The following is a 16,619-nucleotide window of genomic DNA, read 5'->3' as shown; positions in this document are numbered from 1 at the left end:
ACCGACGACGATCGGAGTGCGCCATGTTCCAGCCACCCACCCGACGCCGCGTGCTGAGCCTGACCGCCGGGGCCGCGGCCACAGCGACCCCGCTCATCGCCTCCGGCCCGCCTGCCCAAGCCGCCCCCGCCGGCTCCACGGCCGAGGCCGTTGAGGCCGCCGCGAGAGCGCTGCCCGCCCCGCCGACCTGGACGGTGCGGCCCTTCGGCCTGGACCAGGTCACGCTCGGCGGGGGCGTCTTCCGGGCCAAGCGCGACCTGATGCTCGACTACGCCCGCGCCTACCCGGCCGACCGCATCCTGGCCGTCTTCCGCGCCAACGCCGGACTGGACACGCGCGGCGCACGGCCGCCGGGCGGCTGGGAAACCGTCGACGGCAACCTGCGCGGCCACTACGGCGGCCACTTCCTCACCCTCATCGCGCAGGCGTACGCCGACACCCGCGAGGCCGCCCTCAAGTCCAAGCTCGACTACCTGATCACGGCCCTCGGCGAGTGCCAGCAGGCCCTCGCCGAACACGGCGACCCGAAACCGAGCCACCCCGGCTATCTGGCTGCCTACCCGGAGACGCAGTTCATCCTCCTGGAGAGCTACACGACCTACCCCACCATCTGGGCGCCGTACTACACCTGCCACAAGATCATGCGCGGGCTCCTGGACGCGCACACCCTGGCCGGCAACCAGCAGGCGCTGACCATCGCCGCGAAGATGGGCGACTGGGTGCACAGCCGTCTGGGCCGGCTGCCGAAGGCGCAGCTGGAACGCATGTGGTCCATCTACATCGCCGGTGAGTACGGCGGCATGAACGAGGTCATGACGGACCTGTACTCCCTCACCGGCCGGCCGGAACATCTCGCCGCCGCCCGCTGCTTCGACAACACCACGCTGCTCAACGCCTGCGCGGAGAACCGGGACGTCCTGGAGGGCAAGCACGCCAACCAGCACATCCCGCAGTTCACCGGCTACCTCCGCCTGTTCGACCACACCGGCGAGGAGACCTATGCCGCCGCGGCCCGCAACTTCTGGGGCATGGTGGAGAGTTCCCGCACCTACGCCCTGGGCGGCACCGGTCAGGGCGAGATGTTTCGCGCCCGGGGCGCCATCGCGGCGACCCTCGACGACAAGAACGCCGAGACCTGCGCCACGTACAACATGCTCAAGCTGAGCCGGCAGCTCTTCTTCCACGAGCCGGACCCCGCCTACATGGACCACTACGAGCGGGGCCTGACCAACCACATTCTCGCCTCCCGCCGGGACGCCTCCAGCACCGACAGTCCCGAGGTCACCTACTTCGTCGGCATGGGCCCGGGCGTACGACGCGGATTCGGCAACACCGGCACCTGCTGCGGCGGCACCGGCATGGAGAACCACACCAAGTACCAGGACTCCGTCTACTTCCGCTCCGCCGACGGCACCACCCTGTACGTCAACCTGTACCTGGCCTCCACCCTGCGCTGGCCGGAGCGCGGCCTCGTCATCGAGCAGACGAGCGAGTACCCGGCCGAGGGCGTACGCACCCTGACCTTCCGCGAGGGCGGCGGCCGACTCGCCGTCAAGCTCCGCATCCCGTCCTGGGCCACCACAGGCGTCACGGTCACGGTCAACGGAGCCCCGCACCGGACGAAAGCCGCGCCCGGCACCTACCTCACCCTGGACAGAGACTGGCGCCGAGGCGACCGCATCCGCCTCTCGACGCCCTACCGGCTGCACCTCGAACGAGCCCTGGACGACCGGAGCGTCCAAGCACTCTTCTACGGCCCGCTCCTCCTGACGGCCCAAAGCCCGGAGCAGCAGTTCCGCACCTTCTCCTTCTACAAGGACTTCACGCTTCGCGGCGATCTGGCCGACGCGATCAAACCAGCGTCCCGCCCGCTGCACTTCACCACGCACAACCTCACCCTCGCCCCCTTCCACCTGGGCAACGACGCCCCCTACCACGCCTACTTCAGGCGCTCCGAACCCGTCATCGTGTTCGGCACCGTCGACTCGGGCGTCCCCAACCGCGCCCGCTCCGACGGCGAGAGCTTCCTCGACGCCCTGTGGCAACAGGCCCCGTTCCCGGCCTCCGCCCAGTTCGTGCGCGCCGTACGCACTCTCGCGGACCGCTGGCTGTCCGAAAACCTGTTCACCCGCACCGAACGCGACCGGGTCGTCACGGCCGCGAACAACGCGGACCTGAGACGCTGAACGCTCCGAAATCGCCAAATTCGGACCGGAAGTCGTCTGGACCACTTCCGAGTCTTGAACAGGCCTGTCCGGGTCTGCTTGGGTGTCGACTCAATGGCCGCCATCCGGTGGCGTATTGGGGGGAATGGTTTCTGTGCTGGGCCGGCAACAGGGCATGAACACGCCATACGACGGGCGACCTCACCGGCCCCTTCCGTCCGCCTGGATTCCGCACCGCCACTGAGCGGGCGGGCCAGGCGATCCCGGTCTCACACCCTTCACACCCCTTGATGCAGACCTGAGGAAGGTGCATGAGGTACTTCCGTCTGCTCGTTCTGGGCAACGGCATCTCGGCGTACGGCAGTTACCTGAACATGGTGGCGCTGAACGTCTTCGTCTACGACGCCACCGGCAGCGCGCTGGCCGCCGGCCTCTTCATGGCCGTACGCCTGGCGACCAGTGTCGTGTCGGGCTGGGTGAGCGGCAGGCTCGTCTCGGCCTACGACCGCAAGCGCCTGATGGTCGGCGCCGATCTGTGCCAGGCCGTGGCCCTGCTGTCGCTGCTGCTCGCCCCCGACGGGATACGCCCCGGACTGCTGTACGTCCTGGCCGTGGTCACGGGCGGCTGCTCGACGCTCTCCCAGGTGGCCCTGCGCAGCAGCATCCCCGAGATCGTCGGCGCGGAACACCGCGTCCGGGCCAACGGGCTGCTCGTGACCGGGCGTTCGCTCGCCATGATCGCCGGCTTCGCCTCATCGGGCGTGGTCGTGGCGCAACTCGGCTACTCCGCGGCGTTCGCGCTGGACGCCGCGACCTTCCTGGTCTCCGCGACCATGCTCTTCCTGCTGCCCGTCCGCACCCGGTCGGCCCCCGCCGCCACGGGCTCCGGCTCCGCGAAGGACTCCGGTGCCGCGCGCTGGACGGCCCGGATGCTGCTGGGCACCGCACCGGTCCTCATGGCGATGGTCGCCATCCGGGCCGTCGACGGGCTGGGCTCCTCGTCCCACAACGTCGCCCTCCCCATCTACTCCAGTAGCCTGGACCCCGACCATCCGGCCACGTTCATCAGCCAGTTCTGGGCCACCTGGGCCATAGGCAACATCGTCGCCCAGCAGGTCATCGGCCGGGTCACCAAGAAGTCCGGACAGACCCCGGGGGAGCGGGCGTTCGCGCTCGGCGCCTGTGTGATGTCGGCCGGGTTCATCGTGGTCTTCAGCGGGCTGCCGACCGTGCCCGCCGTCATCGCCGCGCTGGTGGCCGGAGCCGCCGACGGGTTCACCGAGATCGTCTACGTGTCGAGGCTGCAGACCGCACCCGACGAGCAGCGCGGCCGCCTCTTCGGGCTCACCGCCTCGGTGGAGAACTTCGGGTTCGGGCTCGGCATGCTCGTCAGCGGCGCGCTCCTGGAGGTCTTCTCGCCGCTGCAGGTGGTGGGCGCCTTCCACGGCCTCGCGATCGTCCTGTGCCTGATCCTGCTCGGGTGGCTGCTGCGCCGGGGCAGAACGGAACCCGACCCGCCCGCGGAGGAACCGGCCGGCCGTGACCAGCCGACGGTGACGGAGGGACGCGGCTGATGAGCACCAGCGAGCCCGACCCGCGGATGGCCGTCATCGGCATGGCCTTCCGGCTGCCCGGCGCCGACACGCCCGAGGACTTCTGGCGGATCATCCGGGACGGCACGGACTGCATCACCCGCTTCACCGACGAGGAACTCGCCGCTGCCGGGGTGCCCGCCGAGGAGTACGAGGCGGAGGACTTCGTCGGCGCCTCCGGGCTCCTCGACGACATCGCCGGCTTCGACGCCCGGCACTTCGCGATGAGCCCCCGCGAGGCGCAGCTCACCGACCCGCAGCACCGCATGTTCCTGGAATGCGCCCAGCACGCCCTGGAGAACGCCGGCTACCCGGGCGAGCGGGACGGCACCCGCGTCGGCGTCTGGGCCAGCACCGGCTATCACCTGTACACGATGCAGAACTACCTGCTCAACAACGTCCTGCCCAACGGGCCCGTGCCCGACTGGACCTCGGGCATGCAGGTCACGGTCGGCAACTACGCCGACTTCACCGCCACCCGGGTCGCCTACCGGCTGGGCCTGACCGGACCCGCCGTCAACGTCCAGACGGGCTGCTCCAGTTCCCTGGTCGGCGTGCAGTCGGCGGCGCAGTCACTGATCATGGGGGACTGCGACATCGCCCTCGTCGGCGCCACCGCCGTCCACGTACCGCAGGTCCTGGGCTACCGCTACGTCAAGGGCTCGATCCTGTCCCGGTCCGGCCGCCTGCGCGCCTTCGACGCCGGCGCCGACGGCACCGTGGGAGGCACGGGCGTCCTGGCCGTGGTCCTGAAGCGGCTGGCGCGGGCCGAAGCCGACGGCGACACCATCCACGGCGTCGTCCGCGGCTGGGGCATCAGCAACGACGGCGCGGACAAGAAGGCGTTCACCGCCCCGAGCGCCCGGGGCCAGCGCGCGGCCGTCCGCCAGGCCCTGCGACGCGCCGGGGTCGGTGCCGACACCATCGGCTACCTGGAGACCCACGGCACCGGCACGCTCAAGGGCGACCCGATCGAGTTCGACGGAGCCGCAAGCGCCTACCGCGAGGACACCGACCGCGACGGCTACTGCGCCCTCGGCTCGACCAAGGCCAACATCGGCCACCTCGACGCCGCCTCCGGACTGGCCGGCCTCGTCAAGGCCCTGCTGGTCCTGCGCCACGGAGTCATCCCCCCGATGGCGAACTTCAGCGAACCCAACCCGCTCATCGACTTCGACCACAGCCCCTTCTACGTCCCCCGGGCCGCCCGGCCCTGGCCGAAGAGCGACGTCCCCCGCCGCGCGGGCCTCACCTCACTCGGCGTGGGCGGCACCAACGTCCATCTGATCCTGGAACAGGCCCCCGAGCCGGCACCCAGGACCGGCGACACCGCGCCTCCGGATGTGCTGCTGGTCTCGGGGAGCAGTCGGGAGGCCCTCGCGGACAACGCCCGCGCCTTCCGCGACCGGTTACGTCAGCCGCCCGCACCGCACCTCGCGGACCTCGTCACCACCGCCGCCCTCGGCCGCGCCCACGGGCGTCACCGTCTCGCGGTCCGCGGCTCCACCCCGGCAGCCCTGGCCGAGGCCCTCGACGCCTGGCTGACCGGAACCGCCCCCGCGGCGGTCACCACGGGGACGGCATCCGGGGAGAGGACCCCGCGCGTGGCGTTCCAGTTCACCGGGCAGGGCAGCCAGTACCCGGGAATGGCCGACGCCCTCTACGCGCGTTACCCCGCGGTACGCGACGTGCTCGACACCTGCGAGCGGCACTACCGCGACCTCACCGGCGACTCCCTGCTCGACGGATTGCGCACGGCGGACCCGGCGGACGCGCCGGGGGAGGGGCCGCTCGGGGGCACGGACACCGCGCAGCCCGCGCTGTTCGCCCTGCAGTGCGCCCTCGTCCGGCTGTGGCGCGACGCCGGCGTCGAACCGCACGCCGTGACCGGGCACAGCGTCGGGGAGTACGCCGCGCTGTACGCGGCCGGAGCCCTGTCCCTTGAGGACGGGCTGCGCCTCACCACCGAACGAGGCCGGCTGATGCAGCAGCGCTGCGCACCCGGCGCGATGGTCGCGGCGCCGATCGACCGGGCGGCCGCCCTCTCCCTGACCGCCGAGGTTCCCGGACTGGAGCCGGCCGTGAGCAACGGAGACCGGACCCAGGTGCTCGCCGGGCCCGTCACCGCCGTCGACCGGGCGTGCGCGCTGCTGGACGAACGCGGCACACCGGGGCAGCGGCTGCCGGTGACCCGCGCCTTCCACACCGCCCTGATGGAACCCATGCTGGTGGAGTTCGAGAAGGTCCTCGACGACGTGGACTTCCGGCCGGTGCGCATCCCCTTCGTCAGCGCCCTGGACGGTGCGACCCGCCCGCCCGGCTGGATCCCCGGCACGGACTACTTCCTACGCCATACCCGCGAGCCCGTCCGCTACGACGAGGCGTTGCGCGGCATCGGCACCGAGTCGCCCGGCGTCCTGCTCGAGATGGGCCCGCACACCACCCTCAGCGGTCTGGCCCGCCGGGCGCTGCCCGGCGTACCGGCGCTGCCGTCCCTGCGGCGCGGCACCGGACTCGGGACCCTCTGGGGTGCGGCGGCGGGACTGCACTGCGCCGGAGCGGACGTCGGCTGGGACGCGCTCCTGGCGGGCAGCGGCGGCAGACGCGTCCCGCTGCCCGGATACCGATTCCAGCACCAGGACCACTGGATGGGGCACCGGTCGACGCCCCCGAGTACGAGAACAGCAGCGAGAAAGGGAACCGAAGTGGTGCAGCAAGAGGCAGCGGTCGCACGGGTACTCCAGAGCGTCGTCGAGGCGACCGCCCGGCACCTCGGCGGGGATCCGTCGGCGATCGTCGGCGACGCGAACTTCTTCGACCTCGGAGCGGACTCGCTGCAGATGATCAGTGTGCTGCGGGAACTGGAGCAGGCGCACCACGTCAAGGTGACGATGAGACAGCTGCTCGAGGAGACGGGCACGCCGCGTCGGCTGGCGGAGTTCATCGTCGCCCACATGCCGGACGCGACCGGGACGGCACCGACCGAATCGCCGGTCCAGAGCGCCGAGCCGGCACAGCCCGTGGCACCGCCACCGGCACCCACTCCCGTGGCACCGGCACCGGCACCGGCACCGACGCCGGAGCCCGCCCCCGCCGGCACGGCCTCCGCTCCCGAGTACGCGACCCGCGAGGAACTCGAGGACCTCGCGGCCAAGATCCAGCAGATGTCCCAGATACAGCTGCAGATGATGTCCCAGCTCTCCCAGCTGCTCGCCCTCCAGACCGCCTCGGTGACGGACCGCCTCAACGGCAAGGTGGCCAAGTGACCGGGCTGAACGGCATCTCCGCCGCGCTGGACCAGGACCTGGCGGCGATGACCGAACTGTCGCAGCGCATCGCCGAGCAGATGGGCGGTGCCCCCGCTCCGGAAGCCCCGCAGTCGCCTCGGATCCACGGACCCCGTGTGACGGTCGCGAAGTCCTCCGGCATGGTCCAGGACGTCTCGCCGCACACCCAGCAGGAGCACCTGACCGACCTCGTACGCCGCTACACGGCCAAGACGCCGACGTCCAAGCGGATCGCCCAGCGCTACCGCCGGGTCCTGGCCGACAGCCGCGCCGTCGTCGGCTTCCGCAGCGGCACGAAGGAGATGCTGTACCCCATCGCCGGCCGCCGGGCGAGCGGGGCACGGCTCGAGGACGTCGACGGCAACGAGTACGTCGACATCACCATGGGCTTCGGCGTCCTGCTCTTCGGCCACGAGCCCGACTTCGTCTCCGAGGCCGTGCGCGAGCACCTGTCCCGGGGCATCCAGCTCGGCCCCCGCACCATCGAGACCGGCGAGGCGGCGGAACTCCTCGCCGGCCTCACGGGGCTGGAGCGGGTGGCCTTCGCCAACTCCGGTACGGAGGCGAACTCGGCGGCCATCCGCCTCGCCCGCGCCGCCACCGGCCGCGACAAGATCGTTTCCTTCCTGGGCGCGTACCACGGCCACGCCGACAACGTCCTGGGCCGGGCCTCGAACAGCGGCACCGGCCAGATCACCGTGCCCGTCTCCCGGGGCATCCCGCAGGCCGCCGTCTCCGACCTGCTGGTCCTCGACTACGGCAGCGAGGCCGCCCTGGAGGCGATCGCCCGGAACGCCGGCGACATCGCCGCGGTCGTGGTGGAGCCGGTGCAGAGCCGGCACCCCGAGCTCCAGCCGGTCGAGTTCGTGCGCAGGCTGCGGGAGCTGACCCAGCGCCACGGCATCGTGCTGCTCTTCGACGAGATGCTGACCGGCTTCCGCCCCGCCCCGCGCGGAGCGCAGGAGCTGTACGGCGTGACCCCGGACCTCGCCACCTACGGCAAGCTCCTCGGTGGCGGCTTCCCCATCGGCGCCATCGCGGGCCGCGCCGACATCATGGACGGCGTCGACGGCGGCTACTGGTCCTACGGCGACGACAGCTACCCGCCCGCCGACACCACCTTCTTCGGCGGTACGTACATCCAGCACCCGGTGTCGATGGTCGCCGCCCGCGCCGTCCTGACCCACCTCAAGGAGCACAGCCCGCACCTCCAGGAGCGCCTCAACGCGCGCACCGCCGAACTGGCCGCGACACTGAACGGCTTCTTCGAGGCCGAGGAGTACCCGCTGCGGATGAGCCACTTCGGCTCCCAGTTCCGCTTCGAGCACCGCGCCGACATGGAGCTGCTCTACCACCACCTGATGCTGCGTGGCGTGCATGTCTGGGAGTGGCGCAACTTCTTCCTGTCCACCGCCCACTCGGACGGCGACATCGAGTTCATCGCCGACGCCGTACGGGAATCGCTGCGCGAACTGCGGTCGGCGGGCTTCTTCCCGGGGACACGGCCCGTGGCGCCGAAGACGGCACCGCCGAAGGCAGCCCCCCTGAAGCCGGCACCGCCGGAACCGGCACCGGCCACTCCCGCACCGACAGTCGCCCCCGTGGCCTCCATGGCCTGGAACGCCGCGGCGGTCACCGCACCTCGCACGGCACCCACGAAGGAAGCCGTTCCGCGCACGCCCGACTTCAGCGTGTACTTCTTCGGCGACTACCCGCAGGACACCGCCACGCCCCGCACCGGGCAGTACGAACTCCTCATGGACGTGGCCCGGTTCGCCGACCGGCACGGCTTTCACTCGCTGTGGATGCCCGAACGGCACTTCCACTCCTTCGGCGGTCTCTTCCCCAACCCGGCGGTGCTCGCCGCCGCCCTGTCCCGCGAGACCGACCGCATCCGGCTCAACGCGGGCTCCGTCGTCCTGCCCCTCCACGACCCCATCCGGGTCGCCGAGGAGTGGTCGATGGTCGACAACCTCTCCGGCGGCCGCGTGGGCATCGGTGTCGCCAGCGGCTGGAGCGCCAACGACTTCGTCTTCTTCCCCGACCGCTTCGGCCGGCACAAGGAGCTGATGTACGAACAGCTGGAAGAAGTACGGAAGTTCTGGCGCGGCGACGCCGTGCGCCGGACCAGCGGGGACGGCGAGGCCGAGGTACGGCTCTTCCCCCGGCCGGTCCAGGACGCCCCGCCCCTGTACACGGCGGTGGTCGGCAACCCCGCCTCGTACGAACTCGCCGCCCGACACGACCTGGGCATCGTCACCAACCTGATGACCCAGACCGTCGAACAGCTCCGGGACAACATCGCCCTCTACCGGCGCACCCGGGCCTCGCACGGCCTGGACCCGGACGCCGGGCGGGTGGCCGTCCTGCTGCACACCTACCTCGCCGACGACCACGACACCGCGCGGACCGAGGCGTACGAACCGCTGTCCCGCTATATGCGCGCGTCCCTGTCCGTGTTCAGCGGCGTCACCAACAGCCTCGGACACAGCATCGACCTGGCCGACCTGAGCGAGGACGACCTTGATGCGGTGTTCCGCCGCGCCTACGGCCGTTACTGCGACCAGCGAGCCCTGATCGGCACGGTGGACAGCGTGCGGCCCGTGGTGGACGCGGTGACCGCTGCCGGCGCCGACGAGATCGTCGCCCTGGTCGACTTCGGTGTCGCGGAGGAGGCGCTACGCGGGGGTCTGCCGCGTCTGGACACCCTGCGCCGCGAGTACGGTCGGCCGCCCGCCGCGCCCGCCCCGGCGCCGGACGCCCCCACCGACGCCCCGTTGTCGCCCGGCCAGGAACGGATCTGGTTCCTGGAGCGTCTGCTCCCGGGACGCACCGCCTACAACGAGATCAAGGCGATCCGCCTCGACGGCCCCCTCGACGTCCCCGCCCTGCGCGCGGCGCTGCGCGGCCTAGTCGCCCGGCACGAGGGCCTGCGCACGGTCTTCCGGGAGACCGGCGGCGAACCCCGGCAGGTGGTGCGGGCCTCCGCCGAGCCCGATGTCGAGCTCGTGGACGCCACCGGCAGCCCGCAGAGCACACTGCGGCAGGTCCTGTCGGCCGAGAGCGCACGCCGCTTCGACCTGGCGGACGGCCCGCTGTTCGTCACCCGGCTGGTCAGGCTCGCCGAGGCGGAGCACGTCCTCGTGCTGTCCCTGCACCACATCGTGGTCGACGCGGCCTCCGCCACCGTTCTCGCCCGCGACCTGTCCGCCCTCTACCGGGCCGAACGCGAGTCCACCACACCCGACCTCCCGGCCCTCACCTGGACCTACGCCGACCACGCCCGCGAACTGGCGGCGTCCGCGAACAGCCCCGAGGCTGAGGAGGACCTGGCCTATTGGCGCCGCACCCTCGGCGGCGAGCTGCCCGTCCTGGCCCTGCCGACCGACCGGCCCCGCCCCGCGACGATGACCTCCAACGGCCGGGCGGTCTTCCACACGCTCGACCCGGAACTCTCGCGTCGCCTGCGCGAGTTGAGCCGCACGAGCCGCAGCACCCTGTTCATGACCCTGCTCGCCGGCTACGCGACGATGCTGCACCGGACCACCGGACAGACGGACATCGTCGTCGGCACCCCGATCTCGGACCGTCCCGAGCGGGCCGAGCATCTGCTCGGCTTCTTCGTGAACACCCTCGCGCTGCGCCTCGACCTGTCCGGGGATCCCGCGTTCTCCGCGCTGCTGGAGCGCGTGCGCACGGTCGCCCTCGACGCGTACGACCACGCGCGAGTGCCCTTCGAGACGGTGGTGCGCGAACTCGCCCCGACCAGGGCGGTCGACCGGACCCCGGTGTTCCAGGCCTTCGCCGAGTTCCAGCGCGCCGAACCGTTCCGCTTCGACCTGCCCGGCATCGAGGCCACGCCCCTGGACGCCGGCCCGGACAAGTCCCTCACGGACCTCACCGTCTACTTCACCGACCAGCCGCACGGCATCCGCTGCCATCTGGAGTACAACACCGACCTGTTCGACCAGCACACCGTCGACCGGTTCTTCGCCACCTTCCAGGACCTGCTCACGGCCGCGGTCGACACCCCCGAGGCACCCCTGTCACGGCTCGCCGCCACGGCCGTCGACCCAGCGGCCGAGGGCGACCCCGTACCGCGGTCCTGGCAGCACGGCCCCTCCCGCCCGTCGGCGGACACCACCGTCCACGCCCTCGTCGCCCGGCAGGCAGCCGCGCAGCCGAACAGCACGGCGGTGATCAGCGGAACCTCCCGACTGACCTACGGCGAACTGGACGCCCGGGCAGAGCAGTTGGCCTCCGCCCTCCAGCCGCGCCACACAACCGGCGGCGACACGGCGGGGACGGTCGCCCTGTGGCTGCCGCGCTCCGCCGACCTCGTCGTCGCCATGCTCGCCGTGCTGAAGACGGGCCGCGCCTACGTCCCGCTCGACCCCTCCCTCGGCCGGGCACGCGCCGAACAGATCATCGCCGAGTGCGGGGCCGGGACGCTGGTGTCGACGCGCGAGGAGGCGGCGGCCCTGAAGCTGCCCGGGCACGTGACCGTCGTACCGCCGGACGCGACAGCACCGCCCCTGCATGACGTGGCGTCCGCCCCCGACGGCCGGTCCCCGTGCTGTGTCCTCTACACCTCGGGCAGCACCGGCACGCCCAAGGGCGTCGTGGTGGCACACCGTGGCGTCGTCGACCTGTGCGCGTGGCAGCACCGGCGCTTCGCCTTCACCCGGGCCGACCGCAGCGCCGTCGTGTGCAGCCAGAGCTTCGACGCCTCGCTCCTGGAGATCTGGCCGGCACTGACCGCGGGAGCGTCGGTCGTCGTCGCCGACGAGGAACTGCGCAGGGATCCGCGGTCCCTGGCCCGCTGGTACGCCGAGCAGGGCATCACCTTCTCGATCCTGCCCACCGCCCTCGGCGAACAAGTGCTCCGCCTGCCCCCGGCCGACCAGCCGCCCCTGCGTCACCTGCTGCTCGGCGGCGATGTGCTGCGCACCCGGCCGCGCCCCGAGGCGACGTACGAGACGGTGAACGTGTACGGGCCGACCGAGGTCACCGTGCTGTGCACCACGCACACCGTGCCCGCACAGGGCGAGGACCCCGCCGCCGCGATCGCGCTCGGGCGCCCGGTCGACAACGTGACGCTGAGCGTGCTCGACGCGTCCGGCAGCCCGGTGCCCGTCGGCACGGTGGGGGAGTTGTACGTCGGCGGCCCCGGCGTGGCCCTCGGCTATCTGCACCGCGCCGAACTCACCGAGGAGCGCTTCCTGCCGGACCCGCACGGCGGCCCGGACGCCCGCCGGTACCGCACCGGCGACCTGGTCCGCTGGAGCGGTGACGGGACGCTGGAGTTCTGCGGCCGGGCCGACGACCAGGTGAAGATCCGGGGCTTCCGGGTCGAGCCGGAAGAGGTCTCCCGCGTACTCAACGCCCTGGACGGAGTCCGCGAAGCGGCCGTGCTGGCCCGCCGCAACGACCGCGGTGAGGCCTACCTCGCGGCCTACGCCGTCCCCGCCGACCCGATCGGCACGGAAGCCGACGACCGGCAGGCCTTCGCCGACCTCGTGGCCGAGGAACTGGCGGCCCGGCTGCCGGAGTACCTGGTACCGCGCGCCTGGCGGGTCCTGCCGGACCTTCCCGTCACGGGCAACGGCAAGCTGGACCGGTCCGCGCTGCCGACGCCCGACCTCGTCACCACCGCCCCGACCCCCAGGCCGGGCACCACCGTCGGCGATGCCCCGGAAGCCGGTCACCGCACGGACATTGAGCGGCGCGTACGGCAGCTGTGGGCGGACGAGTTCGGCATCGACGCGGACGCCATCGCGGCCGACGCCTCGTTCTTCGACCTGGGCGGCCACTCGATCACCGCGATGCGGCTGGTCAACCAGGTCCGCGAGGAGTTCGGCACCGAGTACCCGATGCTGAGCTTCTACCAGGAGCCGACCCTGCGGGCCATGACGGCCCAACTGGCCCTGGCAGCGGACGAGATGCGGTCGGGCCCGGGATCCGACCCCGACGAAGGACCCGGCTCGGTGGAACGCCGGGCGCCCGCCACCGCCCAGCAGTCCCGTTTCGCCGCGGTACACGCCGAACACAACCTGCCCCAGGTCTTCAACGTCGCCCTGCGGATCACCCTCTCCGGAGATCTGGACGCGGCGGCCCTGGGCACGGCCCTGACCGGCCTCGTCGAGCGGCACGAGGGACTGCGGACCCGTCTGGTCCCCAGCGGCGACGGCTGGGAGCAGCAGGTGCTCCGGCCCGGTGCGGTGGACCTGCCGATCGAGGACCTCACCGCACGGCCCGCCGGGGAGCGGCGGACAGCCCTGGACAAGGCCGCCACGGAAGTCACCGAGACACCGATCGACCCCGCCCACGACACGCCGATCGCCGTACGCCTCCTGCGCACCGGCGAGAGCACCTGGGTCCTGCTCCTCGTGCTGCACCACTCCGCCTGCGACGGCTGGTCCGTCAGCCTGCTGCTGAAGGAACTGGCCGCGCTCTACGGCGCTGCCGTCCGGGGCGAACCCCACGCCCTGCCTCCCGTCGAGTGCCAGCCCGTGGAATACGCCCACTGGCAGCGGGGCCAGGCGGACAAGGCCGCCGACGAAAGCAAGCTGCGGTTCTGGCTGCGCGAACTCGACGGAGTGCCGTTCAACGTCGACCTGCCCCTGGACCGCCCGCGGCCCGAGAAGGCGAGTGGCCGGGGCGGTGCCGTGATGTTCACCGTGCCGGCCGAGGTGCGGACCGCCGTCGAACGCCTGGCACGACAGCGCGGCACGACGCCCTTCGTGGTCACGGCGGCTGCCCTGGGCCGGCTGCTCGCGCGGAAGTCCGGACAGCGCGACGTCGTGTTCAACATCTCCTACGCCAACCGTGAACGCCGGGCGTTCGAATCCCTGCTGGCCTGCACGATCACCGGCTTCGCGCTGCCCGTACGCGACGGAGCCGCCGGTTCCTTCACCGGCCTCACGGACCGCATCGCCCGCACGGCGGTGGAGTGCATGGACCGGGCCATGCCGGTACGCCTGATCGCCCCCGCGCTGCGGGAGCGCACGGGCGTGGCCGTGCCGGACCGGCTGGACGTCGGCTTCGCCTACCAGAGCTCCCTGGACGCGGAGATCGAACTGCCCGGGCTGACCACGGCCATCGAGGACCTCGCGCCCGCCGCGTCCCGCACGGAACTCACCGTCGGCCTCGTCCCGGCCGGGGACCGGCTCCAGGGCTTCGTGGAGTACTCGGCCGACCTCTGGGACCGCACCACGATCGAGGGCTGGACCCGGGACTACGTCGCCCTCCTGCGCGACGAGACCGGCAGCGCGCTCGGGGACTGACCCCGGTCCGTGCCGCCGCCCCGAGGGGTGGCGGCACGGACAACCCCGTTGCCACGCGCGCCAGACCGTGCGTCCCGACTCATTGACAGGTCCGTACCAAAACGGCACGCTCTGAGAGCGCTCTCAAAGCTTCCCGCATCGGTCCCCTGCCCGAACGGAGAAAGAGCATGTTACGGACCCTCAGACGCCGGGCCACGGCCGTCGGACTGTCCCTCGCGACGGTCCTGAGCGGCTCACTGCTCGCAACCGGGGCCGCCGCTCCGGCCCAGGCCGCCGTCCCGGCGACGATCCCCCTGAAGATCACCAACAACTCGGCCCGTGGCGAGCAGGTGTACATCTACAACCTCGGCACGGAACTGTCGACCGGACGGCAGGGCTGGGCCGACGCGAACGGCACCTTCCACCCCTGGCCGGCGGGCGGAAACCCGCCGACCCCTGCCCCAGACGCGTCGATCCCGGGCCCGGCCGCGGGCCAGTCGGCGACGATCCGCATGCCGAAGTTCTCCGGCCGCGTGTACTTCTCCTACGGCCAGAAACTGGTGTTCAAGCTGACCACCGGCGGCCTGGTCCAGCCCGCCGTGCAGAACCCGACCGACCCCAACCGGAACATCCTGTTCAACTGGTCGGAGTACACCCTCAACGACTCGGGCCTGTGGATCAACAGCACACAGGTCGACATGTTCTCCGTGCCCTACGCGGTGGGAGTGCAGCGAGCCGACGGAAGCACCGCGCGCACCGGCCGGCTCAAGCCCGGTGGGTACAACGGCTTCTTCAACGCCCTCAGGGGACAGCCCGGAGGCTGGGCCAACCTGATCCAGACCCGGTCCGACGGCGCCGTACTGCGCGCCCTGTCGCCGCTGTACGGACTGGAGACCGGCGCACTGCCGGCCAGCGTCATGGACGACTACATCAACCGCGTCTGGCAGAAGTACTCCACCTCGACCCTGACGGTCGCACCGTTCGCCGACCAGCCCGGCACCAAGTACTACGGCCGGGTCTCCGGCGGCGTCATGAACTTCACCAACAGTGCCGGCGCCACCGTCACCCGCTTCGAAAGACCGGACGCCTCCTCGGTCTTCGGCTGCCACCGGAAACTCGACGCGCCGAACGACCTGGTCCGCGGCCCGATCTCACGCACCCTGTGCGCCGGCTTCAACCGCTCCACGCTGCTGGTCAACCCCAATCAGCCGGACTCCGGCGCCGACGCCTTCTACAGGGACAACGTCACCAACCACTACGCGCGCAAGATCCACGCGCAGACGGTCGACGGCAAGGCCTACGCATTCGCCTTCGACGACGTCGGCCACCACGAGTCACTCGTCCACGACGGCAGTCCGCGCCAGGCCTATCTCACCCTCGACCCGCTCGACTGACGGCAAAGTTGACGGTTCAGCAATTCTGAAAATCAAATACAACTTTACTGTTCCTTGGTGTAGATGAACTGCGGTTTACGTGAGCCTCATTGACACCACGCGGTGATTGCAGACCCCTCCCGTAACAGGAGGGGTCTGGTCACTGTCCCCCATGCGATGGTGAGAGGCACCAACGAAATGACGATGAATCACACCCTGCGTAACGGCGGACGCACGCTGGCGTTGACGGCGACGGCCCTCGGGGCGATCGCGACGGCGGCCGTGCCCGCCGCGGCCGAAGAACAGCCCACCGAGGCGCAGATCATGGCCGACTGCGCTTCCGGAGAGGGAAAGTGTTCCTTCAATTCCCCGGAACTCGGCAAGGCGTACCTCGGTGAGCCGCGCCAGGTGTCCGAACTGCTCTTCAACTGCACCGACTCACCCGCCGCCCAGTCGATGTCCTGGGCCGACACCGTCGGCTCCTCCCACTCGGTGGGAGGCTCGGTCACCGTCGGCGGAGGCATCGAAGGCATCATCACGGCCAGCGTCACCGCGACGTACAACTACACCTGGCAGAGCTCGCACACGGAGACGAGTTCCTTCACCGTGAACGTGAAGCCGGGAGAAGTCGGCTGGATCTCCCGCGCCCAGGTGATGCAGCGCATATCCGGCACCTGGCAGACCCATTACGACGACCCCAAGTGGGGCCACTACTACTGGTTCGTCCCCGACGTGGTCACCGGCCCCGCCCCGAACGGCACGGACGGCAAGCACAGCGCGGTCGTGGTCAAGTCCCGCAAGATGACGGCCGACGAGAAGAAGCTGTGCTCCACCGGCGACACCCAGGACAAGGTCTTCACCAGGTCATGAGTGTGCCGGCGTCGCTCGCGGGCCCGTGACGCGATCGACCCGCCGTACGGTGCACCGGTCCCGTGGA

6 protein-coding genes are annotated in these 16,619 nt (G+C 71.2%); all 6 read left to right on the top strand.

Annotated features, from left to right (window positions below):
* The first annotated feature begins 23 nt into the window (after window positions 1–23).
* The 6 genes from ACFT4A_RS30510 (at window position 24) to ACFT4A_RS30485 (ending at window position 16,552) form a co-directional block, all read left to right on the top strand.
* Entirely contained in the window at window positions 24–2,186 is a 2,163-nt protein-coding gene (locus ACFT4A_RS30510; protein ID WP_382836288.1) for a glycoside hydrolase family 127 protein, read from the top strand.
* 290 nt (window positions 2,187–2,476) lie between these two features.
* Window positions 2,477–3,739 (top strand): MFS transporter, encoded by a 1,263-nt coding sequence (locus ACFT4A_RS30505; RefSeq protein WP_382836285.1) that lies wholly within the window; start codon window positions 2,477–2,479, stop codon window positions 3,737–3,739.
* Window positions 3,739–7,023: a type I polyketide synthase gene (locus ACFT4A_RS30500; protein WP_382836283.1), complete on the top strand. Its 3,285-nt coding sequence runs from the start codon at window positions 3,739–3,741 to the stop codon at window positions 7,021–7,023. Before ACFT4A_RS30505 ends, ACFT4A_RS30500 begins: the two co-directional genes overlap by 1 nt.
* A 47-nt stretch (window positions 7,024–7,070) precedes the next feature.
* Window positions 7,071–14,330, top strand: coding sequence for a MupA/Atu3671 family FMN-dependent luciferase-like monooxygenase (locus tag ACFT4A_RS30495; protein ID WP_382836393.1), 7,260 nt, complete (start codon window positions 7,071–7,073; stop codon window positions 14,328–14,330).
* A 167-nt stretch (window positions 14,331–14,497) separates the two neighbouring features.
* Window positions 14,498–15,703: a glycoside hydrolase family 64 protein gene (locus tag ACFT4A_RS30490; RefSeq protein WP_382836281.1), complete on the top strand. Its 1,206-nt coding sequence runs from the start codon at window positions 14,498–14,500 to the stop codon at window positions 15,701–15,703.
* Between the two features lie 183 nt (window positions 15,704–15,886).
* On the top strand, window positions 15,887–16,552 hold the full coding sequence (locus ACFT4A_RS30485) for a hypothetical protein (RefSeq protein ID WP_382836278.1): 666 nt from the start codon (window positions 15,887–15,889) through the stop codon (window positions 16,550–16,552).
* Window positions 16,553–16,619: the final 67 nt, after the last annotated feature.

It is taken from the genome of Streptomyces sp. NPDC057099 (assembly GCF_042671245.1).
GTDB lineage: Bacteria > Actinomycetota > Actinomycetes > Streptomycetales > Streptomycetaceae > Streptomyces > Streptomyces purpurascens.
The sequence above is the reverse complement of the archived record's forward strand: the minus strand, read 5'-3'. Positions and strand labels throughout refer to the sequence as shown.